Genomic DNA, 23,421 nt, shown 5'->3' on the forward strand with positions numbered 1-23,421 from the left:
CGCCCTATAATCGGGCGCTCGCTTTTTCTTTTTTATATCAGTTTTATACTGTCCCTTCCGTATCTCGTCGTGCCAATAATACTTTCTCTATCTCTAGCCTATCTGCCTCAGTTTTGAAAACAAGCGAATGTGTACGATCCATCATATATGCCCCAACAGACCCTTCTAAAAAAGAGTGTATGCATTCTTTGGCATAATCAGCATGAAAAGCATATACAGCACCATTTATACGACCATACGTATAAGGATGTTCATGCTTTGGAATAAAAAAATAATGATTGTCCTTATACAACGTCGCTTCATTGTTGTCATGCAGTGTCCATGTTTCGTTTGGGTTTTCTAGCGCCTCTGTAAAAGAAGCGGTACAATCATAACTCCCTTCTACAAGAAGCTCCAGGCATTTCTCAATATCAAGCGGCTCTCTCAGTGGAGATGCTGGATGTAGATACAGAACAATATCAAACGTCTTCCCTTCCCGCTCTAAATAAGCAAGCGCATGCTTCACAGCTAGTAATGAAGGTGTTTGTTCAGACACATGTGTGCTTGGAAGTTCAATAACATTTGCTCCGTAGTGGGACGAAATAATTTGAGTATTCACATCATGTGAAGAGACGACAATTTCATCTAACTCAACCATTTGAAGGAGCGGCTGAATGGTCCAATAAATAAGTGGTCGCTCCGCCAACAGACGAATATATTCATCATGATGATCTTGCTGCCTATGAAAAGCTGGTATCAAAGCTAAAATACGTTTTCCCCTATACATGTATGTTCTTCTCCCCTCACGCACACCTCAATATCAAGCGAAAAAACTTCCTATACTTTTTCACTCACCATGAAGCTGTTGGCAGTATTGAAGTGTTTTTCTCTCGTTCTTTCTACTTTTTCTTTGATTTCTCCATATTCTATTAAAAAGCTGAATGAAAAGTTATAATTTGTTCACCTAATTTATGTATGAAGTGGTTCTTTTCCTCAAACGTCTGCCACTCTTTCACATATGATGCAAAGTAGAGAAATAAGAGTTGGGGGATTGGATATGTCCAAACAGATAGAAACGAGTATGAAGACCTTTTTTCGTCACAAAACGATTTTGGTCACAGGCGGTACGGGTTCGATCGGCCGACAAATTGTTAAGAAATTAACAGCTTGCTCTCCTAAAAAGGTCATTGTCTTCAGCAAAGATGACAGCAAACAATACATGATGAAAAATGAGTACGCAGAATATCCAGAGGTCGTATTTGCTCTTGGAGATGTTCGGGATGCAAGCCGCGTGAGACAGCTTGTCAAAGGCGTTGATATCATCTTTCATGCCGCTGCCTTAAAACAAGTGCCCACTTGCGAAGACAATCCGTTTGAAGCCGTGCAGACGAATATTATCGGCGGACAGCACGTCATTGAAGCAGCGATAGAATATGAAGTGAGTCATGTTGTCAACATTTCAACGGACAAAGCGGTGTCTCCAACAAATGCTATGGGTGCAACAAAATTGATTTCAGAGAAACTATTTTCTCAAGCAAATGAAAGCATTCCGAATCAAAAAACAAAGTGTTGCTCTGTGCGTTTTGGCAATGTCCTTGGATCAAGAGGTTCGGTCATTCCCATCATGCTCCAGCAGCTGTTAAATGAAAAACCTTTGACCGTGACTGATCCTCATATGACACGTTTTTTTATGTCTATCGAAGAGGCTGTCTCCCTCACCCTTCAAGCAGCCATCATGATGAAAGGCGGCGAAACGTTCATTCTCAAAATGGAATCCTTGCAGCTTGCTGATCTCTTAAAAGCGTTTCATGAATATGCCGCTCAAATCAATGCCAAATCTCCGGATATTCTCGTTGTCGGAAAAAGACCTGGTGAAAAGCTTCACGAGGAGCTCACATTCCCGCACGAAGCAGATGCACTGTTTGAACATGAACAATTTTATGCCATCTTACCGAGACCTCATCTGCACCCTGCCTTTCAAAAAGTCGACTTAACCAATTACACATCAAAAGAGGCACCTCTCATTACAAAAGAAAAACTGTTCCATATCATTGAACAATTACATCACACGCATCATAAAAAATAAAAAATCGTCACACGGAAGCAATTGCTTTCCATGTGACGATTTTTAAATGGATCAATCAAATAAATGTTTCAAATCCCCATAACCTTCTTTTTCAAGATCATCCTTTGGGATAAACTTCAACGCGGCGGAGTTAATACAATACCGAAGACCATTTGGCCCTGGTCCATCAGGAAAAACATGCCCTAAATGAGAATCAGCTGTCTTGCTGCGAACCTCTGTCCGAACCATCCCGTGGCTCTTATCAACTTTCTCTGCTACTTCCTCATCTTCAAGCGGCTTTGTGAAACTTGGCCAGCCGCAATGGGCATCAAACTTGTCTAAAGAAGAAAAGAGCGGTTTTCCCGAGATGATATCGACATAAATGCCTTCTTCTTTGTGATCCCAAAATTCATTTTGAAATGGCGGCTCAGTGCCATTATTTTGTGTGACTTCGTACTGCATTCGGTTTAATTCTTTTAGACGCTTTTCTTTATCGTTTGTCATGATTTATCACTCCAATGAGACTCAATAAAACCCGCTCTGCCCGAACCGACATGATATCGTTCGTAATGCATTTTGTTCTTTTTATAATATTGCTGATGATATTCCTCTGCGGGATAAAAAGGAGCAGCATCTAAAATTTCTGTCACAATTGGTTTTTGGAAAATGCCGCTTTGGTTCAGCTTCTCTTTTGATGCTTCAGCAAGCTTTCTCTGCTCATCATGATGAACATAAATGCCTGTACGGTAGGACTCTCCTCTATCACCAAATTGTCCGCCGTCATCTGTTGGGTCTATTTGCTGCCAATATAGTTCTAATAACTTTTCATACGGGAAAACGTCTGGATCAAACGTGATTTGAACCGCTTCTCTATGCCCCGTTGTATTTGTACATACTTCCTCATAGGTCGGATTCACTGTATGTCCGCCAGTATACCCTGATTCAACTTTGATAATGCCCGGCTGTTCATCAAAAGGTTTAACCATACACCAGAAGCAGCCTCCTGCAAATGTGGCTAATTCTTGTTTTTCAGACATATTAGTGCCCCCTTCATTTAAAAAATGGTATCATCATATTATAACATGATGAAAAATAATGAAAATGATACGACTTATCTACCTAAAATAAAAGAAAGCATTCTGTCGTATCTTAAAATATAATGGGGGTTTAATGATTGGAACAAAGAAAACAAATGATGTATGAAATGGATACTTTACTGAGAACCGTATTTAAGCAGATCCGTTATGAAATTAACAGCCTGCTCGAAAACGAATTATCTCGGAATGAATTTCTCATTTTAAATCTGCTCCGTGAGCAAGGCGCCAAAAAAGTGACGGAATTTGCGTCAATTCTTGGGGTGTCAGCAAGCCACATCACAGCTGTGACCGACACACTCGTAGAAAAAGGCTGGATCACTCGTATCCGTTCAAAAGAGGATCGACGCATCATCAAAATCCACTTAACCGATAAGGGTAAGGAAATTACTGAGCATTTTGAGAAAAAGAAAACGGAATACTTTATGGAGCGATTTGAGTCATTCGACGACGAAGAACTGAAAACAATGATTAAACTATTTAAAAAACTGGATAAAAGTCAAAAGGATTAAGCATAGATTTTAGCGCTCGGGACATGCTACGGATAAAAAGAGGTGGAATGAACCATGACAAGCCCTTACCTTTGTCCAAACTGTAAAACAAACCGAACGCGCTTTAATCTCATTGAGCAGCATTCAGAACCTGTGAAGCTTGACCCTGCCACCGGAGCAATTGTTGAAAGATACGAAGGAGAACAGCTTTCTCCTTTGCACATGAGCTATCAAGGTCCTCAAATAAAGGTCCAGTGCGGTGTTTGTGGTTTAATTGAGGATGAAAAAACGTTCATTAAGCTAGCGGAATATCATCAATATTCTTCTCCTTCTTAACATGTGAGCCTGACGGAAAACGTCAGGCTTTTTTCTATGCCTCTTTTGCCTATACAGATCGTCCTTTTCATGCATACGCTACAAAAAACCCTCTAGTATGAAATAGAAAGGATTGATGACATGCAGCAGCTCTTTTATGATGACTTTCCGTACCGGCCATTCACTGCGGATTACGAGCCACCTCAAAGCAGCACATCATCCAAAGCTATTATTCGGCTATTTCACGCAGCACCTGATCTCAGTGAGCTCGCTGTATATGTAAACCGTCAGCAGGTCATAAAAACGATATCTTATAGCCATCTGACAGCTTATATGGAGTGGAATGAAGGAATTTATGACATCGAAGTGTTCAAACAAGCAACAAAAGAAAGAGTTCTTCATTCTCGCATGATGATTCAAAGCGGTGAGATTTACACACTATGTATCACTGGTGCTCATTCAGGTTTTGCACTTCTGACAGAGCAGCAAGATGCTATGATCAAACATGAAGACCTGTCAGCACTTACATTTGTCCATCTGTCTCCAGACCTCCCTTCCATTGATATATATGAACGAGATCAAGGAATGTTAACAAAGGAGCTTGACTATGTAAACGGTACTCACATCCATCATTTCTCCCCGAATAAATATCATTTTGAATTAAAAGCCGCCGGTACCCAAAGTGTATTGCTTGATATCCCAAAAGTTCATCTGCAAACAAATCGTGCATACCTCATTCTCCTTCATGGCTTTGCTAACGGAGAGCCAGAGCTGATGGCGAAGGTGGTTTTGTCTCGGCAAATATAAAAAAGAGCCTTTCCTCGATGGAAAAGGCTCTTTACGAGACATCTTCAGCTTTTTCTTGCTTTTGAAAATCAAAAGCAAGAATCATAGTGCCTAGAAATAATGCACAGTAGGCAATATTTAAGTAAAACTGATCGATATTTTCTGCTCTTAAATCAGTGGCAGCTGTCATGCCAAAGTATGCAGCAAATAAAAGGGACAGTAAACTAAAATATTGATAGACTCGCTTCATGATTTCACTCCTGACTCACTCGTTTATTGCTTTGGATGATAATATGAGAACTCTATCTCATCGTTCTCTAGATCAATTTTGTTGGCTTTCACATACATATCATTTGTGAGTGGCATTTCTGATAGGCGCACCTCAACCGTTTTTTGATCCGGTTTTACATGAACAAATTCTGGCAGTTCATAGAACTGACCCATGTAGCTTAAAACAAAACTAATCGGAATGCTTAATTGTCCAATTGAAAAGCCGTCCACTTTCAAAAGCACATCACCATTATCTTCGACAGTCGGCGTAAAAGAGACGTTTGCATCAATCGTCGAAGAGAAAGCTTTAATTGCACCTGTTACTTTCACATCTTGATCAATCGCCACATGAAAATCTGGCATATCACTTGATCCTTGATTTTTTAAGTAATCATTGACGAAGCTGGTGAGCGATTCCTTTGAGCTAGATATATTAAAAGCATACTCGCTTTTCACATCTTTACTTGAAGCGGATTGACCGCCTGGCAGCAGCATTAAAATACCGCAGGCAAGAACAATCAATAGATTGATTGCAAGTAAAATAAAAAATAAACTTTTCCACTTTTTCATCACTTCACCCTATTCCTTCGGCAGTCCTTCTTTTTTCACTTTGGAGAATAAACGATTTGCCATAAGAGAGTACCCCTTTTGGTTTGGGTGGAAATCATCATCTGCCAGTAATTTTTCATCAGAATCTTCCTCAAATAAATCTGCTACATTGATCATATCAGCATTGCCGTCCTTTTTTAGTTCCTTTTTGGCGGCTGCATTCCAGTCATTCACGACTTCATCAATATCCCGCAGCTCAGATAAACTAAACTTAAAGGGATTGTACATGCTGACATACATGATCTTCGCATGATCATTTTGCTTTCTCAATTGAGCAAGAATCGTTTTAAAGCGATCCTCAAAAGGACCCTGCTCTTTTTGAAAAGGAGCAAACGTCAAATTGAGCACATTTTGACGGACAACATGCATTAAGTCATTGCCGCCGATTGTAAAGAAAATATAGTCAGCGTCTTTCAGTCCGTCTTGCACCTTTTTTTCTTTTAATCTTTTTAATAAATCTACCGTTCTACTGCCTTTAATAGCATAGTTTTTTAATGTGACAGATTGCACGCCGTCCACCGCTTCTAACTTGTCACGGGTCATGCCTGCATATCCTTTTTTATTTTGATCTCCGATTCCTTCTGTTAAGGAATCTCCAACCGCTGCGATGGTAATATGTTCTTTTACGTTTTGTGTGTCTTCTAGTTTATCCTTTATGCCAGCCTCTTGCGTGGAACATGCAGAAAGAACAAAAGCTAGAGACATCACAATGAAAATCAAACGAGCCTTCAAACGATGATGTCCCTCCTTTTTCTGATTAAAAAAGTGTATCATGTTTTCGCTCATTTGAACATCCTTATGCTAGCCTCTGTTCAGCGTTTTGATGTCCTTAATGATTTCATCATATGGTGTGTTTTGTACACCATCATAATTTTTCATCACTTTTCCTTCTTGATCGACGAGGAAAAACAGTGACTGATGAATCACTTGATCTTCATCTTCAGGTTTCTTCACAATCGTTTTAAAGCTTTTCATCGCGAATTTCTCAATCGCAGACTGTGAATAGCCCGTGAGGAAATCCCAATTTTTAAAGGACAATGGGTATGCTTTTGCAAATTCTTTTAGCTTTTTCGGTGAGTCTACCTCCGGGTCCACGCTAAAGGAAATGATATGCGCATCCAACTTTTCATCTTTTAACCGTTTTTGCAGCTCTGTCATATGAGCGGTCATCGGCGGACAAATCGTTTCACAGCTTGTGAATATAAAATCTGCTACCCATACCTTTCCCTTCAAATCATCCAATGACACCTTTTGACCATCCTGATTTTCATACTCAAACGGCTGAATTTGATAATTTAACGCATCTTTGATTTGTCCATTTGAACATGAGACTAAAAGAAGCACGCTTATGAAAATAAGCGTACCAAGCGAGGCTCCCCTTTTACTAAGCATGATACGTCCATCCCCTTTTCAATCAATCGGTATAAAAAGTAAAGCCTATTGCCCCTTTTCCAGTGTGACACGATATAATCGGTGTTGTGTACGCGATGTCCACAAGCGCTTCAGGTGTGTGATCAAGCAGCGAAGATTTGAGCTTTTCAGCGAGTTCTAATGCATCTGCATGCGCTATCCCAATGGCTTGAACTGTTTTTCCTTTCACCGCCTGTACATACTGTTTGGTCAAATAGCGGACAAGGGCAGAATAACTTCTCACATTCGCTTCCGGCGTGTATACTCCGTCTGTTAAGCTGGCAATTGGTTTGATGTGAAGCAGTGAGCCAATCAGCGCCTTTCCTCTTCCAATTCGGCCACCTTTCACGAGATTTTCTAATGTATCGATTGTCACAAATAGCTTTGTTTTAAGACGGATTTTATCCATTTCTTTGATAATGTCTTCACGGCTTGCACCCTTTTTTGCAAGTTCTGCTGCTCTAGTGACTTGAAACCCTAATCCATAGGAAATAAAATTCGAATCGATGACCGTGATGTTTCCATCCACCATTTTCGAAGCGCTTTCAGCAGTTTGAACCGTACCACTCATCCCACCAGTTAAATGAATACTCATCACTTCGCTTCCATCTGCCGTCAGTTTTTCATATAATTCGACGAATTGACCGATCGCAGGTTGAGACGTTTTTGGCAGTTCCTCTGCGACCTCCATTTTTTCAATAAATTCATCTGGCTGTATATTCACTCGGTCAATATAATCAACCCCAGAAATGGAGATATTGAGCGGGATTACATGAATGGAAAGATCCTTGATTTTTTCTTGCGGAAGATCCACAGTTGAATCTGTTACAATTTTAATTTGTTTCACTATCGTCTCATCCTTGCTGTCTTAGTCTTTACATATGATATTACCTTATTTCGTTCATACTTCAAAACAACAGTCAGAACGTTTTTGAAATTGTCACATTTTCTTCTTTTCAAGAAAAAAATCCTTGCCAAGCTGAGCAGCCTCCTTTTCAAAACGACCGCTCGCACTCCTTGACAAAGATTTTTATTTACGCATTGTGTTTCAGTGTAGGCTCCTTATAGATCTGCTCATATGTGCTCCACTTGACGTTACGTTTCACATCCTCTCTGAAAGAGTACACAGCTCTCTTTCCTTTAGATACATAGACTTTTTTCATGAAAGCTTCAAGTCTAAAGGTGAGCATGAAACGATACGGCTCATCTCCCTTTAGAACAGGGACTTCTGTGACCTTGATCTGAGCTCCATCCATCCGTCTAAAACATATTGTTTTGAGCAGCACAAACGATCAATCCTCTTTTCCAATGTTCTGTTACGCCTAAATAAATAGGTGGAATAAATCTTGATCTTTATTCACTTCAACATAGTGGAAGCCTTTTTTATTCATCCGTTCAATCAGCGCAGCATAGTCGTCTCTTTCTTTCAATTCGATGCCAACAAGCGCTGGGCCTTTGCTTCGGTTATTCTTTTTCGTATATTCAAAGCGTGAGATATCGTCATTTGGCCCTAACACTTCATCTAAGAATTCCCGTAGCGCTCCTGCTCTTTGCGGAAAATTGACGATGAAATAATGTTGAAGCCCTTCATAAATCATCGACCGTTCTTTTATTTCCTGCATTCTGCCAATGTCATTATTTCCTCCACTGACAATACAAACAACATTTTTCCCTTTAATTTCCTCGCGATGGGCTTCCAGCGCTGCAATCGGCAGTGCCCCCGCCGGCTCTGCTACAATCGCACATTGATTATACAGCTCTAAAATGGTTGTACATACTTTTCCTTCTGGTACAAGACTGATTTTATCGACAACGGACTGAAGCGCCGTAAACGTTTTTTCGCCTATCCGCTGAACCGCTGCCCCGTCTACAAATTTATCAATTGAATCAAGTGTCACAACCTCTCCCCTTTCATGGGAAGCATGGAGTGAAGCTGCGCCAAGCGGTTCGACTGCAATGATTTCGGTTTCTGGTGCGATATTTTTGATATATGTACCAACACCAGATAACAAACCTCCACCACCAACACTTGCAAATAAAAAGTGAGGTTCCACTTCGATATCATTTAATATTTCTACAGCAGTCGTCCCTTGTCCTGCCATCACATCCAAATCATCAAACGGATGGATAAACTCTCGCTTTTCTTCATCTCCACATTTTACTGCTTCATGATACGAATCATCAAACGTATCTCCGGTTAAGATAATTTCAACATATTCTTTTCCGAAAAGCTCCACTTGAGATACTTTTTGCCTTGGTGTCGTGGCAGGCATAAAGATTTTTCCGTGGATACCTAAATATTTACAAGAATAAGCAACACCCTGTGCGTGATTTCCTGCACTTGCACAGACAATGCCGTTTTCTAGTTTATCTTTTGGAAGCTGGCTCATTTTATTAAAAGCGCCTCTTAATTTAAAAGAACGAACTACTTGTAGGTCCTCTCTTTTTAAGTAAACATTACATTCATATCGTTCAGAAAGTCGCTCATTTTTTTGAAGAGGTGTATGAATGACAACATCCTTCAAATTTTGATGGGCTTTTAAAATGTCTTTCACTTGAATTAGCGTGTGTTCTTTGAGCAACGGTTTCATGTACAAGATCCTTTCTCTTTAACCTTATTTAATTTGTCATTATAACATGAATATTCAAAAAATAAACCAATAGATCATGGATCAGATATAAATTTCATAAACTTTTTCGTTTTCCTGTACATTTGGTTTAATTGGGTGTTACAATTGAACCAATTAGAACCACATAGAAAGGAATCACCCGATGACCACACACTCGTTTACGTCTATATATGGAGAGCATCAAGATATGAAGCGTGCCATTCATCTGGCAAAACAATTCACAAATAATGAGCAGCCGGTCTTGATAACCGGAGAAATCGGCACCGGCAAAACACGATTCGCCCAAGAAATGGCAAATGCAGCTGCTCCGCACGCTTCACTAACACACATATATTGTCCCATCTTAGATGAAGAAATCTTACAGAATGCCTTCACAGAAAAAACAAGCCAAACCCTTTATTTAGACGAAATCGCCGCATTAAGTATACCCTTGCAGCATCTGGTTATTCGTTTTCTAGAAACTTCTCCTGCAACAAAAGTCATTGCCTCTTCGTCTTTATCAATAGAGGCATTAAGGGTGTCATCTACCTTTTTACCTGAGCTGTTTTATCGCTTAAATGTGTTTCATTTGCCTCTGCCGTCATTAGCAGACCGAAAAACAGACATTCCAATATTAACAACTGCTTTCTTTCAGGAGCTGAACATGTCGCCCGATATTGATCCAAGTGTCTGGGAATCCTTGCAGCAGTATCCCTTTGAAGGAAACGTGCAGGAACTCAAAAATATTGTTCATTATGCCTCAGCTATCCTTGAGGGACAAACGGTATTTTTACACCACTTACCGCCTTTTGTATTAACACCCCTTTCGCCGGACATAAAAGGAAAAAAAGAAGAACACCAGCTCACACTGATGGAAAAGCAAGAGTTTGTTTTCCTCTTGGAAGCCATTAAATCTCTCAATGAGAAAGGAGAAGCAGCCAGCAGACGCATCTTGTCTGAATTAAGCAAACAAGGTGACATTCCACTTACTCCTCAGCAGGTGAGGAGCCGACTAGATGATCTTGAGAAAAAAGCATACGTGACGAAAGGAAAAGGCAGGGCCGGAACGAAGATTACACTTGAAGGTCTCTCATTCCTAAAGTCACTTGATGGTTATATACCGGTTCAATAAAAGGAGGCTATCCATTGTTTACTGTAAAAGAAGAAATTGCAAACGCCATTACACACGGCATTGGCGTTATATTATCCATACCAGCCATTGTTTTTCTTGTCTTATTCGCCGTTCAATACGGCACCGTCACAGACATTATCAGCTTTTCGATATTTGGTGCATCCATGCTACTGCTCTATTTAAGCTCAACCTTGCTCCATAGCATTCGGCACAAAAAAACAAAAGATGTATTTGAGATCCTCGATCATTCGGCTATTTATGTATTGATTGCTGGTACATATACACCCTTTTTACTTGGACCATTAAAAGGCGCACTAGGCTATACGCTTCTTGCCATTGTCTGGGCGCTTGCTGCTGGCGGGATTGTCTTTAAAATCTTTTTCGTCAAACGGTTTATCATTGTATCCACCCTCGTTTATTTATTAATGGGCTGGATGATCATCATTGCCATCAAGCCACTTTACATTGGATTAACTGGCGCAGGATTTGGTCTCTTACTGTTAGGTGGTCTATTGTATTCAGTCGGCACCATCTTTTATATTTGGCGGAAGATCCCTTATCATCATGCCATCTGGCATAGTTTTGTTCTCGGCGGAAGTGCGTCGATGTTCTTCTGCATCCTCTTCTACTGTGTGAACATTCCTGCTGCATGAAAAAAACCAGCATCCACTTTCGGATGCTGGTTTTTCTATGCGCGCTTTTGGGCGAATTCACTCATCATGACAGGTGCTTTAATATGAATATCAACATCAACAGGACGCAGCCTTTTCACAATTTTCCCAGTTAACAGACGATCTGTTCCACTAGTTTCAATCGGTACAAGCGGACAATCACAATCTTCAGCAATCGCCTCAGCCATTTGGCGATACGTTTCTGAAAGCAATACACTCTGTCCAGACGAGATTCTTTCCTTTGCTTCTTCTAATAAGGCATCATCAGATTGATTCTGATGAATAACCGCCATCTTCTTCAGCCACTGTTTTAAAATAGGATATCGAAAGAGACCCCGCTTTGCCATGAAAGCAAATGGTTTCTCAAGATGACCAATCAGCAATGTTGTCGTGACTGGATTCAGCTCTTGTGTGATATAAATAACGGGTCCATCTGGCAGTTTCTTTTGCTGACGAATGGTCATGACTGATCCTGATTGATCAATACACCCTCGGGCAAACCGTTTTGCATGCTCATGAATGAGATGCATTCGTTTCGTATAGGAAATGCGCGGATCATTTAATTCATGATCGTACAAATGCCTCATACTTTTAAAAAAGGATACAACAACATAAATCGTTAAAAACCAATAACGAAACAACCGTACTCCTCCTACTCATTTATCCTTTTTTGTCATATACGACAAATTCATAATTGTAGGGGTTCTTTTCATCACGATGGCCTTTTTCGCGTGATACAACCGTCCAGTCGTCTTCATTGTAATCAGGAAAGTAGCGGTCTCCTTCAAATGTGTGGTGAATATGCGTGATATATAGACGATCTGCATATGGCATCATTTCTTCATACAGCTTAGACCCGCCGATGATAAATAACTCTGTCTCGTTCTCCCCGATCGCCAAAATATCAGCAATAGAATGAACAACCTCGCACCCTTCTGCTTCAAAGGAAGAACTTGTTGTGAGCACGATATTCCGGCGATTAGGCAGTGCTCGTCCAATTGATTCAAATGTTTTTCTGCCCATGACAATCGTATGGCCGCCTGTGACTTTTTTAAAATACGCTAAATCAGCTGGTAAATGCCAAGGCATTTGATTATCTTGACCAATGACTCTCTCTTTTCCTGTCGCCACAATCATTGAAATCATACACTGACTTCTCCTTTAATATGTGGATGCGGATCATAGTTCTCAAGCACAAAATCATCAAACGTAAAATCAAAAATGCTCTTCACATCTCTTGTGATACGAAGCTTAGGAAGCGTGCGTTCCTCACGCTCAAGCTGCATTTTCACCTGCGGAAGATGATTCTGATAAATATGAGCATCTCCAAGCGTATGAATAAACTCACCTGGCTCAAGATTTGTGACTTTGGCAATCATCATCGTGAGAAGAGCATATGAAGCAATATTAAATGGCACGCCTAAAAAGATATCTGCCGATCTTTGATAAAGCTGACAGGAGAGCTTCCCATTTGATACGTAGAATTGAAACAGACAATGACATGGAGGCAGTGCCATTTGATCAATTTCAGCCGGGTTCCAAGCGCTGACGATCAGCCTTCTTGAATTCGGATTGTGCTCAATATCATGAATCAGCTTTGTGATCTGATCCACAGTCTCTCCGTCTCCACTAGCCCATGATCTCCACTGCGCCCCGTACACACGGCCCAGTTCGCCATTTTCATCTGCCCATTCATTCCAAATCCGGACACCGTTTTCTTGAAGATATTTGACATTTGTATCACCTTTTAAAAACCACAGTAACTCATGAATGATTGATTTCAGGTGTAATTTCTTTGTTGTTAAAAGAGGAAATCCTTCCTGTAAATCAAATCTCATCTGGTAACCGAACGTACTAATTGTACCTGTTCCCGTTCTGTCACCTTTTTCATCCCCGTTCTGTAATACATGACGGCATAACTCTTTGTATTGTTTCATTTTTTTCATCCTTTATTTATGTTCTTGTTGTAGTTTACCTTATTTCTGCTTTTGTTGAAACCAAAAAAGCATGCCTGCATGATGAGCAGACATGTTTTTCTTTTTATACTTGATTCACTCGATCCTGCTCTTCGTCCTTAATATCTTGGTGTGAGTGAGCAATACGGCTTGCTGCTGCTGCTGCAAGCGCGGCGACAAGATCATCAAGGAAAGTATGCACTTCACCTGGACGACCTTCATCTAATTCCCTGATAATACCGAATTTCTCTTTATCTAAATAACCGAAGTTCGTCAAACCGATTGATCCATATACATTGACAATGGAAAGCGGAATAATTTCATCAATACCATATAGCGGCTCATCTGTTTCAACTAAGTGCTGCAATGGTTCTGGCAATAGCTTTTGTTCAGCCAGCTGATCCAGAGCAAGTCCAGTTAAAACCGCATGGACAATTTCCCTTTTATTCAACACTTTTTCAACATTTTCAATACAGACACTAAGTGGAAGGTTTGGATGATATTTTTCTTGGAGCTTTAGCACAATGTGTGCAATATCCTCAATTTTCACTCCGCGTTCGTTTAACATTTGTTTTGTAATCTGCACCATTTCGTTCATTGTGTACTTTTTCAATTGGCATGACATCTCCTTCTAGTGGCTCATCCAGCTCGGCGGGGTGTTTTTGTCCCAGTAAATATTGCCGAGTTCATGATGCATCTGGAATCCATCTTCTGCTGTATGGTAGTGAAAGTTAAACCAATACCCGCTGTGTGGCGGCTGATCTCTTCTCACATGGAATCGGAGCAAATCTTCTCCAGTCTTCCGGTTGTAGATGTGGAAGATTTTTTCGCCATTTCCGCTTGAAGGCTGATCAGTTAACACAACATCTTGAAATTTTTCGTCATCTTTGAAACTTGTTAAAACATCAGTTAACACTTGTTCAATTTTCGGTTGAATCTCTTCTCTGTACTCGTCTTCAATGACAGGTGTGATTTTACGGCCAAATTTGAGAAAGGATTGATCTTCAGCACTTGATAGTACCTCTTGCTTATATTGCTCAAAGGGATCTACCGACTCTTTGGTGTCCTCTTGTGATAGTTCCCAGCTGCGCAATTCATCTGATGTATCATAAACAGCTGTATAAGGCGTTTTATCAGGTGAAGAAAGTTCAGATGGCTTGTCTGTCATCAAAGCCGCCGGAGGAGAGACCAAACCAAAAGTTGCAATAGTAAAGAGCGCAACAAGCGTTTTTCTCATCCACATCTTCATGATATCTAATTCCTTCCATAAGTTATCATACTGCTATTCTAGCATATAATGAATTTTCAGTCATTCAATTTGGTCACTGATTTGAGACTTTCTTTTTCATAATAAAACGTTTACAATGACAGTAATGGCAACTAAATTTTGGGAGGAATGGGTATGCTTGAAGGGTTTTTCGTTACAGCTTCCTTGCTGACACTGTTTTATTTTGTCTATATGGAAATTACGGATTAAAAGCCCTTAGAGAGGGCTTTTCTCTTTCTCGATATACCCATAATGAAATTGGGCTGTTTTTCGTTTGATGACATGAAATTGGTAAGAGTCTGCTATAAATCGTGTGCTTTTCCAATGATCTTTTAACACCACTCTTTTTCTCGCCACCCTTAATGCTTCTTGCACGGCTGCTTCGTGATCAAAGTCGTGCTCTGCCGCATGACGCAGCGGCGCTATACTTGTCGATTCTTGAATTGTTTCCTCAAACATCGGGTCAAAATAGACAATATCAAATGAACAGTCAGGATACTTCTTTAGCTGCTCGATACTGTCTCCACTGATGACAGAGATCCGTTTCATCGCTTCATCTGCTTCTTCTATCCCTGTCTCCCATGTGTTCAGTCCTTCTCGCACCAGTAATGCCGTAATAGGATTCTTTTCGATCCCAACGACCCTTCCATTCCTGCCTGTCGCACAGCTTGCAGTCATTGCATCTGCCCCTAAGCCAAGTGTGCAATCTAAAAAGGAATCGCCCGGCTTCAGCTGTGCGGCTTCGATTAAAGGATCTTTTTCTCCGCGCAGGAGCCGCTTCACCCTGAACATCGCTGAGCTTGGATGGAAGAAGAACTTCTCTCCATTTGGCTGATACCATTCGAATCTTTCTTTCCCGACAACGAGGACGTCTCCTCTTTTCATCGCAAGCTGCTTGACGGATTGTTTGCGTCTTTCTACATAATCACCATGCAAATCCTTTGCAAGTGCCTTTGCTGTTTCAATCGTTTGTTCATTTGCTCTAAAGCTTGTTGTAATGAGCATATCGTTCCTCCATGATGGTCAAGAAAAAATGCCCTGATCTGGTCACAGGGCATTTCAACACTTGTATTAGCAATGTTTTTCAAATGCAGTTAAGACATTTTTCATGATCTCTTCCATGTCATGACCTTCAATTTCGTCGCGCGGGATAAAATGAACGAGTTCATTTCCTTTTAAGAGTGCCATAGAAGGCGATGATGGCTCTTCACCTGTGAAATATTCTCTCATTTTTGCGGTAGCTTCACGGTCCTGCCCAGCAAATACTGTGACGATTTTGTCTGGTGCTTTTTCTGCCTTCATCACAGCTTGAGTCGCTGCTGGGCGTGCTAAGCCGGCAGCACATCCGCATACAGAATTAACGACAACAAATGTTGTTCCTTCAGCTTCTTGCATCGTTTGTTCTACTTCTTCTTCCGTTGTTAGTTCTTGGAATCCTGCACTTGTCAGCTCTTGACGCATAGGTACCACGAGCTGGCGCATATATTCTTCATATGCCATTGACATAAAAAAGCCCCCTCTATAAATCCTTATGTTGTGAATAAAGGATACTATAGAGAGAGCCAATTTTCAAATGTTCCATATCAGATTAAATTTTCATAATTCCGCCTGTATTGGCTGATGTCACAAGTTTTGAATATCTGGCAAGATAGCCAGTTTTCACTTTTGGCTCAAAGCCTTTCCAGTTCGCTTTTCTTTTTTCCCATTCTTCCTCTGGAACATCTACGCTTAAAATGCGCTGTTCAATATCCACTACAACATGGTCGCCATTTTCAACAAAGGCAAGCGGGCCGCCCTCAGCTGCCTCTGGAGAGACGTGTCCAATGGACAAGCCGCGAGAAGCGCCGGAAAAACGTCCGTCCGTAATTAAAGCTACCTTTGGTCCAAGACCCATTCCGACAATTTGTGAAGTAGGTGCAAGCATTTCTGGCATACCAGGTCCGCCTTTAGGCCCTTCGTAGCGAATAATGACAACATGGCCTGCTTCTACCTTTCTATTAATGATGCCTTCAAGGGCTTCTTCTTGTGATTCAAATACGATCGCAGGTCCCTCGTGGCGTGTGATCCCATCTTGAACCCCGCCCGTTTTAATGATGGCTCCATCCGGCGCAAGGTTTCCAAATAAAACGGCTAAGCCGCCCTTTTCAGTAAATGGCTTGTCGATTGGATAGATGACGTTATAGTCTTTGACCTCATGGCCTGCAATGTTCTCACCAAGCGTTTTCGCTGTGACGGTCATTGTGTCTAAATGAAGTGCTCCTTCTTTCTTGGACAATTCATTTAGCGCAGCTGTGACACCGCCCGCTTCATGTAAATCTTCAATATATACATCTGAAGCTGGAGCAAGTTTTGATAAATGAGGTACACGCTCTGCTACTTCATTTATACGTTCAAGTGAATATTCAACACCTGCTTCATTTGCAATCGCCAGAGTATGAAGAACTGTATTAGTTGAACCACCAAGTGCCATATCTAATGCAAATGCGTTATCAATTGCTTTCTCTGTGACAATATCACGTGGTTTAATATCCTTTTTAATGAGCTCCATCAATTGTTTTGCTGACTTTTTCGCAAATTCTCTTCGCTCTGGTGATGTCGCCAAAATCGTTCCATTTCCAGGAAGAGCAATCCCAAGCGCCTCAGCTAAACAGTTCATTGAGTTTGCTGTAAACATACCTGAACAAGATCCGCAGGTTGGACAGCCAAACTGTTCTAATTCATTTAATTCTTCTTCATTAATTTTACCTGACTGGTATGCCCCAACGCCTTCAAATACAGAAGAAAGAGAAATCTTTCTACCATCACTTGTTCTACCCGCTTCCATCGGACCGCCGCTGACAAAGACAGTCGGAATATTGACGCGCATCGCTGCCATCATCATCCCTGGTGTGATTTTATCGCAGTTAGGAATACAAACCATTCCATCAAACCAGTGTGCAGATACAACGGTTTCTACAGAATCAGCAATGATTTCACGGCTTGGCAATGAATATCTCATCCCAATATGCCCCATGGCAATACCGTCATCGACCCCAATTGTATTAAATTCAAATGGAACCCCGCCAGCTTCACGGATGGCTTCTTTGACCACCTTCCCGAATTCCTGAAGATGGACATGTCCTGGGACGATATCAATATAGGAATTACATACGGCAATAAATGGCTTGCCAAAGTCCTCATCCTTTACCCCCGCCGCTCTTAGTAAGCTTCGGTGAGGTGCTCTATCAATTCCTTGTTTAATCATATTACTGCGTAGTTCTGCCATCTGTTTAAAAAGCCTCCTATACTACAAGTCTCGTTGACTGTATGATTTTGAGTTGATTTTATTTTACAAATTTTCTGTTTATTTAGCCATCAATAAATGATTGATGACTAACATGGCTGCTGAATCTAGCGCTCAGCAAGGTTTGTGTCATAAAATCTGACCTCCAATATTCTATATTGGTACTACTATATAGAGTTTTTTTGCATATTTCAACAATATTCAAAATAATTTTTCTAAAAAAATTTTTCTGTCTATCACTTTTAGAAAAAACAAGCTGCCTTTCATTGGCAGCTTGTTCAAATGTCCCATTATTCTGAGGCATTCTTTCTACTTTCTGTCATTTGCTTCCACACAGAGCCTTTCGCTTCTTCTCCGTGCTCAATGCGTTCAATTGCCATTTTCACTTGAAGGCTGACTTCAAATTCAGGATCTTGCTCAGCTTCTTTTAATGCATCAAGTGCTATTTCATCACCTTCTTCATAAAGAAACATCGCTGCACGCCAGCGGACAAGTTTACTTGGGTCCTTTAATGATTCGATCATTGCTTCTATAGCGCTTGGGTCACCAAGGTCTGAAATGCAGTCTCCGGCTGTTCTGCGGACCGTGACTGTTTTGTCTTTGAGCCCCTTATATAAAATAGGCAGAATGGCAGGATCTTCAATCATTCCAGCATTCACAACAGCTTGTCTGCGAATGGATGTTTTAGGGTCCTCCATTGCTTTCATTAAAACAGGTATATCCTTTTGCTCTGGCTGCATTTGCTCTAGATGGGCAAAACGTTTTTTCCAATCTTCCTCGTGCAGCATTTCTTCTGTCACGTCATATGCCTTACGATTCACCTGTTGATCTACCGCTTCTTGCCCTTCTTTGACCGCCTCTGTTAAGCGGGCTAAACGCTCGTCATCATAGGCTGCCTGCAGCTCCTCTGTGACCTCCTGACCAATATCCGCAAAATCACCAAAACGAACGCCATGTTCTTTCCACACACGTTCAAACACGACATTGTCTGAACTGCTTCTGAGCTTTAAAATGGCTGCTTGGAAGCGTTCAGGCATTCCGAACCGCTCTTCTCTTTCACCGTCCGTTAATTTGACTTGCATCGGGATTCCATTAAACATTTGGACAAACACTTTGACTTCGCCAAATGTGTCACCGCCTGACTGTGATTCTTGCAGGCCTTCTGTTTCTTGACCAAAAGCTTCTCTGACCTGTTGTAAAATGCCCTGCCAATCAAACTTTGCATTACGCTCGACCGCTAAGAAATCTGCGACATGATAAACGCCTTTTACACCTTCAATATTCAAAATGCGCTTGATCATCTCCGGCGCTTCGTCTTTTTGATCCTTTTTGTAATTGTTGCTTTTACCACCGGCAAGTGCTTCTGTCAAAATAACCTTCATGGTATTCGGACTTGGCGTCGGCTCTATCGCTGTTATTTTCATCTATACATCCTCCTTACACACATAAAGACCCTACTCATCTGTAAGGCCGCATTCTTCTTTCCACGTCTTAATAAATAAACTCATCAATTCATGACGCTTCTCGGCAAGCTGCTTCCCTGCACGAGTGTTCATCAGGTCTTTTAATTTGAGCAATTTTTCTTCCATATGCTTTAGCACGGAGCCATGCTGCTTGTCTTTTGTGTAGTGGGGTTCCCCTTTTGCGCCTGCATACGTAAACACTCTTGCGATCCCGCTTGCTCCTATCGCATCGAGTCTATCTGCATCTTGAACAATGGCTCCTTCTAACGTCATTGGCCTATGCTGCTTATGTCGATGACGAAAAGACATCGTTGTAATGATGTCCATGATATAACGAATATCCCGCGTATTGACTTCCCAAGAAAGAAGCTGAAGCTCAAGCCGATTTGGTGAAAGTCTCCATTCACTTGACAGCTTTTCATCAATGACATCATGAACAATCGCCGCCATTTCGATGATAAAAAGAGAGCCACCTTCCCGATAAGCAATATGGCAGGCAAGCCGCCGCACACGATCAATATGAGCTGCATCGTGTCCAGTCGGTTCATTTTTCAACTGATCTGAAACAAAGGAGGCAGCTGCCTCCAATTGTTTTTTCTGCGTGATCGTCAGCACCTTATTTGTCCAAAAGAGCGATGATAGAGCTTTCTAATTCTTTTGGTGGTGTTTTCGGAGAGAATCGTTCAGTGACTTCTCCGTTTTGATCCACGATAAATTTAGTAAAATTCCATTTCACGGTTTTCGTTCCAAGTACACCTTTTGCATGATTTGTTAAATGTTTGAAAAGCGGATGCGCATTATCACCATTCACATCTACTTTCGCAAACATAGGGAAGGTCACGCCATAATTCAAAGAACAGAATTCTTGAATGGCTTCTTCTCCTTCTGGTTCCTGGTTCATAAATTGGTTACATGGAAATCCTAAAATTTCAAGGCCCTTTTCATGATATTGATCATATAGCTCTTGCAATTGTTTAAATTGAGGAGTCAGTCCACATTTGCTTGCTGTGTTGACAATAATGAGTACTTTTCCTTTGTAATCTGCCATTGATTTTTCCTGACCGTTAATGGTCTTAACCTGAATATCATAAATTGACATCACATAGCCTCCTAGGATTCACTTTTTCTTATCGTAACATGCTTCTTTTAGAAAATCGCTTTTTATGCTTCCGGTTAAAAGAGTCCTGTCACACTGCCGTCTTCTAATAAATCCATCTCAAGCGCTGCAGGTTTTTTAGGTAATCCAGGCATTGTCAGAATGCTGCCAGTTAAAGCTACAATAAAGCCCGCCCCTACAGACGGTTTTAATTCGCGAATCGTAATGGTAAAGCCTTTAGGTCTACCAATTAAAGCTGGATCATCGGAAAGTGAATATTGCGTTTTTGCCATACAAACCGGTAAATGCCCCCAGCCGTTTTCCTCGATGGCTGCCAGCTGCTTTCTTGCTTTTGAAGTGAGGGTGACGCCATCTGCCCCGTAAACCACTTGAGCCACTTTAGATAACTTTTCTTCGATGGAATCATTTTCTTCATACAAATAGGAAAAGCTGTTTTTCTTCTTTTCAATAAGAGTCGTCAGTTCCTTAGCAAGTGCTGTCCCGCCTTCGCCACCTTCTTCCCATACATTCACCGCTTTGACTGGATGACCATGTGCGTGGCACCAACCTTCTATCGCTTCAATCTCTTCTTTTGTATCTGTGATAAACCTGTTCACTGCGACGACGTATGGAAGTCCGAAAGCTTGCACAGTTTCAATATGCTTTTCTAAATTATGTATACCTTCTAATACCGCTTTTACATTCTCTTCTTTGAGTTCAGTTTTTTTCATTCCGCCATGCATTTTTAATGCTCTGACAGTCGCTACAATCACAACTGCACCAGGCTTGAAATCACCAGCTCTTGTTTTAATGTGAAGGAACTTTTCTGCACCAAGATCTGCTCCAAATCCAGCTTCTGTTACGACATAATCAGCTAATTTTGCTGCCATTTTAGTTGCAATTAAACTATTACATCCATGCGCAATATTAGCAAAAGGACCACCATGAACGAGGGCAGGAGTTCCTTCGATCGTTTGAACAAGATTCGGTTTGAGCGCGTCTTTTAAAAGTAACGTAAGAACCCCTTCATATCCTAGTCCTCCAACTGTGACTGGCTCTCCATCCTGATTATAAGCAACAACAATAGAAGAAAGACGTTTTTTTAAGTCCGTTAAGTCTTCTGCTAAACAAAGGATGGCCATCATTTCGGAGGCAACTGTAATGTCAAACCCGTCTTCTCTAGGATACCCATTTAACTGTCCGCCAAGTCCGACAACGACTTGTCTTAACGCACGATCGTTTAAATCAAGCACTCGCTTCCACACAATGCGGCGCGCGTCGATACCGAGTTCATTCCCATGATGGATATGGTTATCAATGAACGCAGATAAAGCATTATGTGCGGATGTAATGGCATGAAAATCTCCTGTAAAATGAAGATTGATTTCTTCCATTGGCAAGACCTGTGAATATCCTCCACCTGCTGCACCGCCTTTAATGCCCATTGTAGGACCTAATGAAGGCTCCCGCATCGCAATGATTGCCTTTTTCCCGATTTTTTCGAAGGCTTGACCGAGGCCAACTGTTACGGTGGACTTCCCTTCACCTGCTGGCGTTGGATTGATCGAAGTAACAAGAATCACATGACCTTCCTTTTGTGCCTTTAAACGGTCAAAAATAGTCAAAGATATTTTCGCTTTTGTGAAACCATAGCATTCTAATTCTTCGTCATGTATTTGCAGCTTTGCTGCAATGTCTTGAATAGGTCTCAGCTTTGCCTTTTGGGCAATATCAATATCTGATAAATGCTTTGTGATCATGAATAAACGGCCTCCTTTTTTTACAGAAACAGCTTTATTTTTGCTCTATTTTTTATTGTAACATAATTGAAACATTGAAATATCGCCAGAAAGTTCCTATAATGAAGTGAAATTAGCTTTGGTTCAGGGGGTGGCGAGTTGCCTATTAACATACCAGTTCATCTGCCGGCAAAACAAATACTAGAGAGCGAAAACATTTTCGTCATGGATGAGACAAGGGCATTCAAGCAAGATATCCGTCCTTTGAATATCGTGATCTTAAATTTAATGCCAAAAAAAATACAAACTGAAACGCAGCTGCTAAGAATGCTCGGAAATTCTCCTTTGCAAGTGTACTTTACGTTCTTGATTCCAAGTACACATACACCGAAAAATACGTCGAGAGAGCATCTAGATGAATTTTATACGACCTTTGAATCGATTCGCCATAAAAAATTTGATGGAATGATTATCACCGGTGCACCAATTGAGCATTTACCTTTTGAAGAAGTTTCCTATTGGAAAGAGCTGCAGGACATTTTAGACTGGAGTAAAACAAATGTGACGTCTACCCTTCATATTTGCTGGGGCGCACAGGCCGGTCTATATCACCATTATGGGATTGAAAAAATCAAGCTTCCCGAGAAAAAATTTGGCGTATTTGAGCATCTTGTGAAAGAAAAAAAAGAAAGATTAGTCAGAGGTTTCGATGAAGTATACTATGTCCCACATTCTAGGCATACAGATATTAATACAGAACAATTAAAAAACACACCGAATTTAAAAGTATTGAGTATATCTGAGGAAGCGGGTGTTTGTTTAATTGTTTCAGATGATGATAAACAAGTATTCTTAACTGGACATCCTGAATATGATACAGACACATTGAAGCAGGAATATGAAAGAGATTTGTTGAAACATGATAAAGTCGAAAAACCTGTCCACTATTTTATAGAAGATGGTGACACATTAGTCCCTGTGAATCGCTGGAAAGCTCATGCGACTTTACTGTTTATGAATTGGCTGAATTATTATGTTTATCAAGAAACACCATATGTTTGGGAATAAAATAGACTGTGGTCTGATGATAAATGATCAAAATATGTTAAAATACAAATGGCTCTGTCTTCCATTATCAATTTAGTCTTGTTGTTTTTTAAAATTAGTTTAATTCTTTCGTAACGAAC

General features: G+C 40.8%; 29 protein-coding genes. 7 read left to right on the forward strand and 22 right to left on the reverse strand.

Features of this window, described 5'->3' with window-relative positions; translation table 11 throughout:
• Positions 1-43 precede the first annotated feature (43 nt).
• Positions 44-766 carry an acylneuraminate cytidylyltransferase family protein gene (locus tag C5695_RS09975; protein ID WP_117730595.1) on the reverse strand — a complete coding sequence of 241 codons (723 nt, stop codon included), beginning with the start codon at positions 764-766 and terminating at the stop codon, positions 44-46.
• Between the two features lie 270 nt (positions 767-1,036).
• On the opposite strand from C5695_RS09975, the gene C5695_RS09980 reads away from it, so the two are divergent.
• Entirely contained in the window at positions 1,037-2,065 is a 1,029-nt protein-coding gene (locus C5695_RS09980; protein ID WP_117730596.1) for an SDR family NAD(P)-dependent oxidoreductase, read from the forward strand.
• A 51-nt stretch (positions 2,066-2,116) separates the two neighbouring features.
• Here C5695_RS09980 and msrB read toward each other — a convergent pair whose 3' ends face one another.
• Complete coding sequence (gene msrB / locus C5695_RS09985) at positions 2,117-2,548, reverse strand: peptide-methionine (R)-S-oxide reductase MsrB (RefSeq protein ID WP_012010290.1); 432 nt, start codon at positions 2,546-2,548, stop codon at positions 2,117-2,119.
• Complete coding sequence (msrA, locus tag C5695_RS09990) at positions 2,545-3,081, reverse strand: peptide-methionine (S)-S-oxide reductase MsrA (protein ID WP_117730597.1); 537 nt, start codon at positions 3,079-3,081, stop codon at positions 2,545-2,547. The genes msrB and msrA overlap by 4 nt, the downstream gene beginning before the upstream one ends.
• Before the next feature lie 137 nt (positions 3,082-3,218).
• Between msrA and C5695_RS09995 the strand changes: the two genes are divergently transcribed.
• The 3 genes from C5695_RS09995 to C5695_RS10005 all read left to right on the forward strand — a co-directional run bounded on the left by C5695_RS09995 (position 3,219) and on the right by C5695_RS10005 (position 4,751).
• Positions 3,219-3,650 (forward strand): MarR family transcriptional regulator, encoded by a 432-nt coding sequence (locus C5695_RS09995; protein WP_007500780.1) that lies wholly within the window; start codon positions 3,219-3,221, stop codon positions 3,648-3,650.
• A gap of 54 nt (positions 3,651-3,704) precedes the next feature.
• Positions 3,705-3,965, forward strand: a complete 261-nt coding sequence (locus tag C5695_RS10000) for a DNA alkylation repair protein (protein WP_117730598.1) — start codon at positions 3,705-3,707, stop codon at positions 3,963-3,965.
• 120 nt (positions 3,966-4,085) lie between these two features.
• Positions 4,086-4,751 carry a DUF4397 domain-containing protein gene (locus C5695_RS10005; RefSeq protein ID WP_117730599.1) on the forward strand — a complete coding sequence of 222 codons (666 nt, stop codon included), beginning with the start codon at positions 4,086-4,088 and terminating at the stop codon, positions 4,749-4,751.
• Between the two features lie 31 nt (positions 4,752-4,782).
• On the opposite strand, the gene ypmT is transcribed toward C5695_RS10005, so the two are convergent.
• The 7 genes from ypmT to ilvA all read right to left on the reverse strand — a co-directional run bounded on the left by ypmT (position 4,783) and on the right by ilvA (position 9,610).
• Positions 4,783-4,980, reverse strand: coding sequence for a protein YpmT (gene ypmT, locus C5695_RS10010; RefSeq protein WP_117730600.1), 198 nt, complete (start codon positions 4,978-4,980; stop codon positions 4,783-4,785).
• A gap of 23 nt (positions 4,981-5,003) precedes the next feature.
• Positions 5,004-5,570 (reverse strand): YpmS family protein, encoded by a 567-nt coding sequence (locus C5695_RS10015; RefSeq protein WP_117730601.1) that lies wholly within the window; start codon positions 5,568-5,570, stop codon positions 5,004-5,006.
• A gap of 9 nt (positions 5,571-5,579) precedes the next feature.
• Entirely contained in the window at positions 5,580-6,341 is a 762-nt protein-coding gene (locus C5695_RS10020) for an SGNH/GDSL hydrolase family protein (protein ID WP_233230712.1), read from the reverse strand.
• A gap of 69 nt (positions 6,342-6,410) precedes the next feature.
• Complete coding sequence (locus C5695_RS10025; protein WP_117730603.1) at positions 6,411-7,001, reverse strand: SCO family protein; 591 nt, start codon at positions 6,999-7,001, stop codon at positions 6,411-6,413.
• A gap of 22 nt (positions 7,002-7,023) precedes the next feature.
• Positions 7,024-7,866 carry a DegV family protein gene (locus C5695_RS10030; RefSeq protein ID WP_117730604.1) on the reverse strand — a complete coding sequence of 281 codons (843 nt, stop codon included), beginning with the start codon at positions 7,864-7,866 and terminating at the stop codon, positions 7,024-7,026.
• A gap of 187 nt (positions 7,867-8,053) precedes the next feature.
• Positions 8,054-8,305 carry a YpmP family protein gene (locus C5695_RS10035; RefSeq protein WP_117730605.1) on the reverse strand — a complete coding sequence of 84 codons (252 nt, stop codon included), beginning with the start codon at positions 8,303-8,305 and terminating at the stop codon, positions 8,054-8,056.
• A 36-nt stretch (positions 8,306-8,341) separates the two neighbouring features.
• A complete protein-coding gene (gene ilvA, locus C5695_RS10040; protein WP_117733077.1) occupies positions 8,342-9,610 on the reverse strand; it encodes a threonine ammonia-lyase IlvA in 1,269 nt (422 codons plus the stop codon).
• Positions 9,611-9,791: 181 nt separating this feature from the next.
• Between ilvA and C5695_RS10045 the strand changes: the two genes are divergently transcribed.
• Positions 9,792-10,760: a sigma 54-interacting transcriptional regulator gene (locus C5695_RS10045; RefSeq protein WP_117730606.1), complete on the forward strand. Its 969-nt coding sequence runs from the start codon at positions 9,792-9,794 to the stop codon at positions 10,758-10,760.
• Between the two features lie 14 nt (positions 10,761-10,774).
• On the forward strand, positions 10,775-11,413 hold the full coding sequence (gene trhA, locus C5695_RS10050) for a PAQR family membrane homeostasis protein TrhA (RefSeq protein ID WP_095285302.1): 639 nt from the start codon (positions 10,775-10,777) through the stop codon (positions 11,411-11,413).
• A 35-nt stretch (positions 11,414-11,448) separates the two neighbouring features.
• On the opposite strand, the gene C5695_RS10055 is transcribed toward trhA, so the two are convergent.
• The 12 genes from C5695_RS10055 to C5695_RS10110 all read right to left on the reverse strand — a co-directional run bounded on the left by C5695_RS10055 (position 11,449) and on the right by C5695_RS10110 (position 22,255).
• Positions 11,449-12,072 carry a lysophospholipid acyltransferase family protein gene (locus tag C5695_RS10055; RefSeq protein ID WP_117730607.1) on the reverse strand — a complete coding sequence of 208 codons (624 nt, stop codon included), beginning with the start codon at positions 12,070-12,072 and terminating at the stop codon, positions 11,449-11,451.
• 19 nt (positions 12,073-12,091) lie between these two features.
• Positions 12,092-12,577 (reverse strand): type 3 dihydrofolate reductase, encoded by a 486-nt coding sequence (gene folA, locus C5695_RS10060; RefSeq protein ID WP_117730608.1) that lies wholly within the window; start codon positions 12,575-12,577, stop codon positions 12,092-12,094.
• Entirely contained in the window at positions 12,574-13,368 is a 795-nt protein-coding gene (locus C5695_RS10065; RefSeq protein ID WP_117730609.1) for a thymidylate synthase, read from the reverse strand. The genes folA and C5695_RS10065 overlap by 4 nt, the downstream gene beginning before the upstream one ends.
• A 103-nt stretch (positions 13,369-13,471) precedes the next feature.
• Positions 13,472-13,999: a phosphatidylglycerophosphatase A family protein gene (locus C5695_RS10070; RefSeq protein WP_058014866.1), complete on the reverse strand. Its 528-nt coding sequence runs from the start codon at positions 13,997-13,999 to the stop codon at positions 13,472-13,474.
• A gap of 18 nt (positions 14,000-14,017) precedes the next feature.
• Positions 14,018-14,635: a YpjP family protein gene (locus C5695_RS10075; protein WP_117730610.1), complete on the reverse strand. Its 618-nt coding sequence runs from the start codon at positions 14,633-14,635 to the stop codon at positions 14,018-14,020.
• Positions 14,636-14,869: 234 nt separating this feature from the next.
• A complete protein-coding gene (locus tag C5695_RS10080; RefSeq protein WP_117730611.1) occupies positions 14,870-15,658 on the reverse strand; it encodes a class I SAM-dependent methyltransferase in 789 nt (262 codons plus the stop codon).
• Positions 15,659-15,724: 66 nt separating this feature from the next.
• Complete coding sequence (locus C5695_RS10085; RefSeq protein WP_117730612.1) at positions 15,725-16,159, reverse strand: BrxA/BrxB family bacilliredoxin; 435 nt, start codon at positions 16,157-16,159, stop codon at positions 15,725-15,727.
• A gap of 82 nt (positions 16,160-16,241) precedes the next feature.
• On the reverse strand, positions 16,242-17,918 hold the full coding sequence (ilvD, locus tag C5695_RS10090) for a dihydroxy-acid dehydratase (RefSeq protein WP_117730613.1): 1,677 nt from the start codon (positions 17,916-17,918) through the stop codon (positions 16,242-16,244).
• A gap of 308 nt (positions 17,919-18,226) precedes the next feature.
• Positions 18,227-19,360 carry a conserved virulence factor C family protein gene (locus C5695_RS10095; RefSeq protein WP_117730615.1) on the reverse strand — a complete coding sequence of 378 codons (1,134 nt, stop codon included), beginning with the start codon at positions 19,358-19,360 and terminating at the stop codon, positions 18,227-18,229.
• A gap of 30 nt (positions 19,361-19,390) precedes the next feature.
• Positions 19,391-20,005: an HD domain-containing protein gene (locus C5695_RS10100; RefSeq protein ID WP_395940494.1), complete on the reverse strand. Its 615-nt coding sequence runs from the start codon at positions 20,003-20,005 to the stop codon at positions 19,391-19,393.
• A 10-nt stretch (positions 20,006-20,015) separates the two neighbouring features.
• A complete protein-coding gene (locus tag C5695_RS10105; protein ID WP_117730617.1) occupies positions 20,016-20,498 on the reverse strand; it encodes a glutathione peroxidase in 483 nt (160 codons plus the stop codon).
• A 74-nt stretch (positions 20,499-20,572) separates the two neighbouring features.
• Positions 20,573-22,255, reverse strand: coding sequence for a formate--tetrahydrofolate ligase (locus C5695_RS10110; protein WP_117730618.1), 1,683 nt, complete (start codon positions 22,253-22,255; stop codon positions 20,573-20,575).
• 138 nt (positions 22,256-22,393) lie between these two features.
• Between C5695_RS10110 and metA the strand changes: the two genes are divergently transcribed.
• Positions 22,394-23,302, forward strand: a complete 909-nt coding sequence (metA, locus tag C5695_RS10115) for a homoserine O-acetyltransferase MetA (protein ID WP_117730619.1) — start codon at positions 22,394-22,396, stop codon at positions 23,300-23,302.
• The last annotated feature ends 119 nt before the right edge of the window (positions 23,303-23,421 follow it).

Origin of the sequence: Bacillus pumilus, from assembly GCF_003431975.1 — a bacterium.
Classification (GTDB): domain Bacteria; phylum Bacillota; class Bacilli; order Bacillales; family Bacillaceae; genus Bacillus; species Bacillus pumilus_N.

Excerpts from the sequence above, each read along its gene's own strand:
- msrB (WP_012010290.1), bottom strand. The coding sequence starts at position 2,548 with ATGACAAACGATAAAGAAAAGCGTCTAAAAGAATTAAACCGAATGCAG.
- C5695_RS10025 (WP_117730603.1), bottom strand. The coding sequence starts at position 7,001 with ATGCTTAGTAAAAGGGGAGCCTCGCTTGGTACGCTTATTTTCATAAGC.
- C5695_RS09980 (WP_117730596.1), top strand. The coding sequence starts at position 1,037 with ATGTCCAAACAGATAGAAACGAGTATGAAGACCTTTTTTCGTCACAAA.
- ilvD (WP_117730613.1), bottom strand. The coding sequence starts at position 17,918 with ATGGCAGAACTACGCAGTAATATGATTAAACAAGGAATTGATAGAGCA.
- C5695_RS10005 (WP_117730599.1), top strand. The coding sequence starts at position 4,086 with ATGCAGCAGCTCTTTTATGATGACTTTCCGTACCGGCCATTCACTGCG.
- C5695_RS09975 (WP_117730595.1), bottom strand. The coding sequence starts at position 766 with ATGTATAGGGGAAAACGTATTTTAGCTTTGATACCAGCTTTTCATAGG.
- folA (WP_117730608.1), bottom strand. The coding sequence starts at position 12,577 with ATGATTTCAATGATTGTGGCGACAGGAAAAGAGAGAGTCATTGGTCAA.
- msrA (WP_117730597.1), bottom strand. The coding sequence starts at position 3,081 with ATGTCTGAAAAACAAGAATTAGCCACATTTGCAGGAGGCTGCTTCTGG.
- C5695_RS10105 (WP_117730617.1), bottom strand. The coding sequence starts at position 20,498 with ATGTCAATTTATGATATTCAGGTTAAGACCATTAACGGTCAGGAAAAA.
- C5695_RS10065 (WP_117730609.1), bottom strand. The coding sequence starts at position 13,368 with ATGAAACAATACAAAGAGTTATGCCGTCATGTATTACAGAACGGGGAT.
- C5695_RS10110 (WP_117730618.1), bottom strand. The coding sequence starts at position 22,255 with ATGATCACAAAGCATTTATCAGATATTGATATTGCCCAAAAGGCAAAG.
- C5695_RS10095 (WP_117730615.1), bottom strand. The coding sequence starts at position 19,360 with ATGAAAATAACAGCGATAGAGCCGACGCCAAGTCCGAATACCATGAAG.
- C5695_RS10085 (WP_117730612.1), bottom strand. The coding sequence starts at position 16,159 with ATGTCAATGGCATATGAAGAATATATGCGCCAGCTCGTGGTACCTATG.
- C5695_RS10075 (WP_117730610.1), bottom strand. The coding sequence starts at position 14,635 with ATGAAGATGTGGATGAGAAAAACGCTTGTTGCGCTCTTTACTATTGCA.
- ypmT (WP_117730600.1), bottom strand. The coding sequence starts at position 4,980 with ATGAAGCGAGTCTATCAATATTTTAGTTTACTGTCCCTTTTATTTGCT.
- C5695_RS10080 (WP_117730611.1), bottom strand. The coding sequence starts at position 15,658 with ATGCTCATTACAACAAGCTTTAGAGCAAATGAACAAACGATTGAAACA.
- C5695_RS10015 (WP_117730601.1), bottom strand. The coding sequence starts at position 5,570 with ATGAAAAAGTGGAAAAGTTTATTTTTTATTTTACTTGCAATCAATCTA.
- ilvA (WP_117733077.1), bottom strand. The coding sequence starts at position 9,610 with ATGAAACCGTTGCTCAAAGAACACACGCTAATTCAAGTGAAAGACATT.
- C5695_RS10000 (WP_117730598.1), top strand. The coding sequence starts at position 3,705 with ATGACAAGCCCTTACCTTTGTCCAAACTGTAAAACAAACCGAACGCGC.
- C5695_RS10045 (WP_117730606.1), top strand. The coding sequence starts at position 9,792 with ATGACCACACACTCGTTTACGTCTATATATGGAGAGCATCAAGATATG.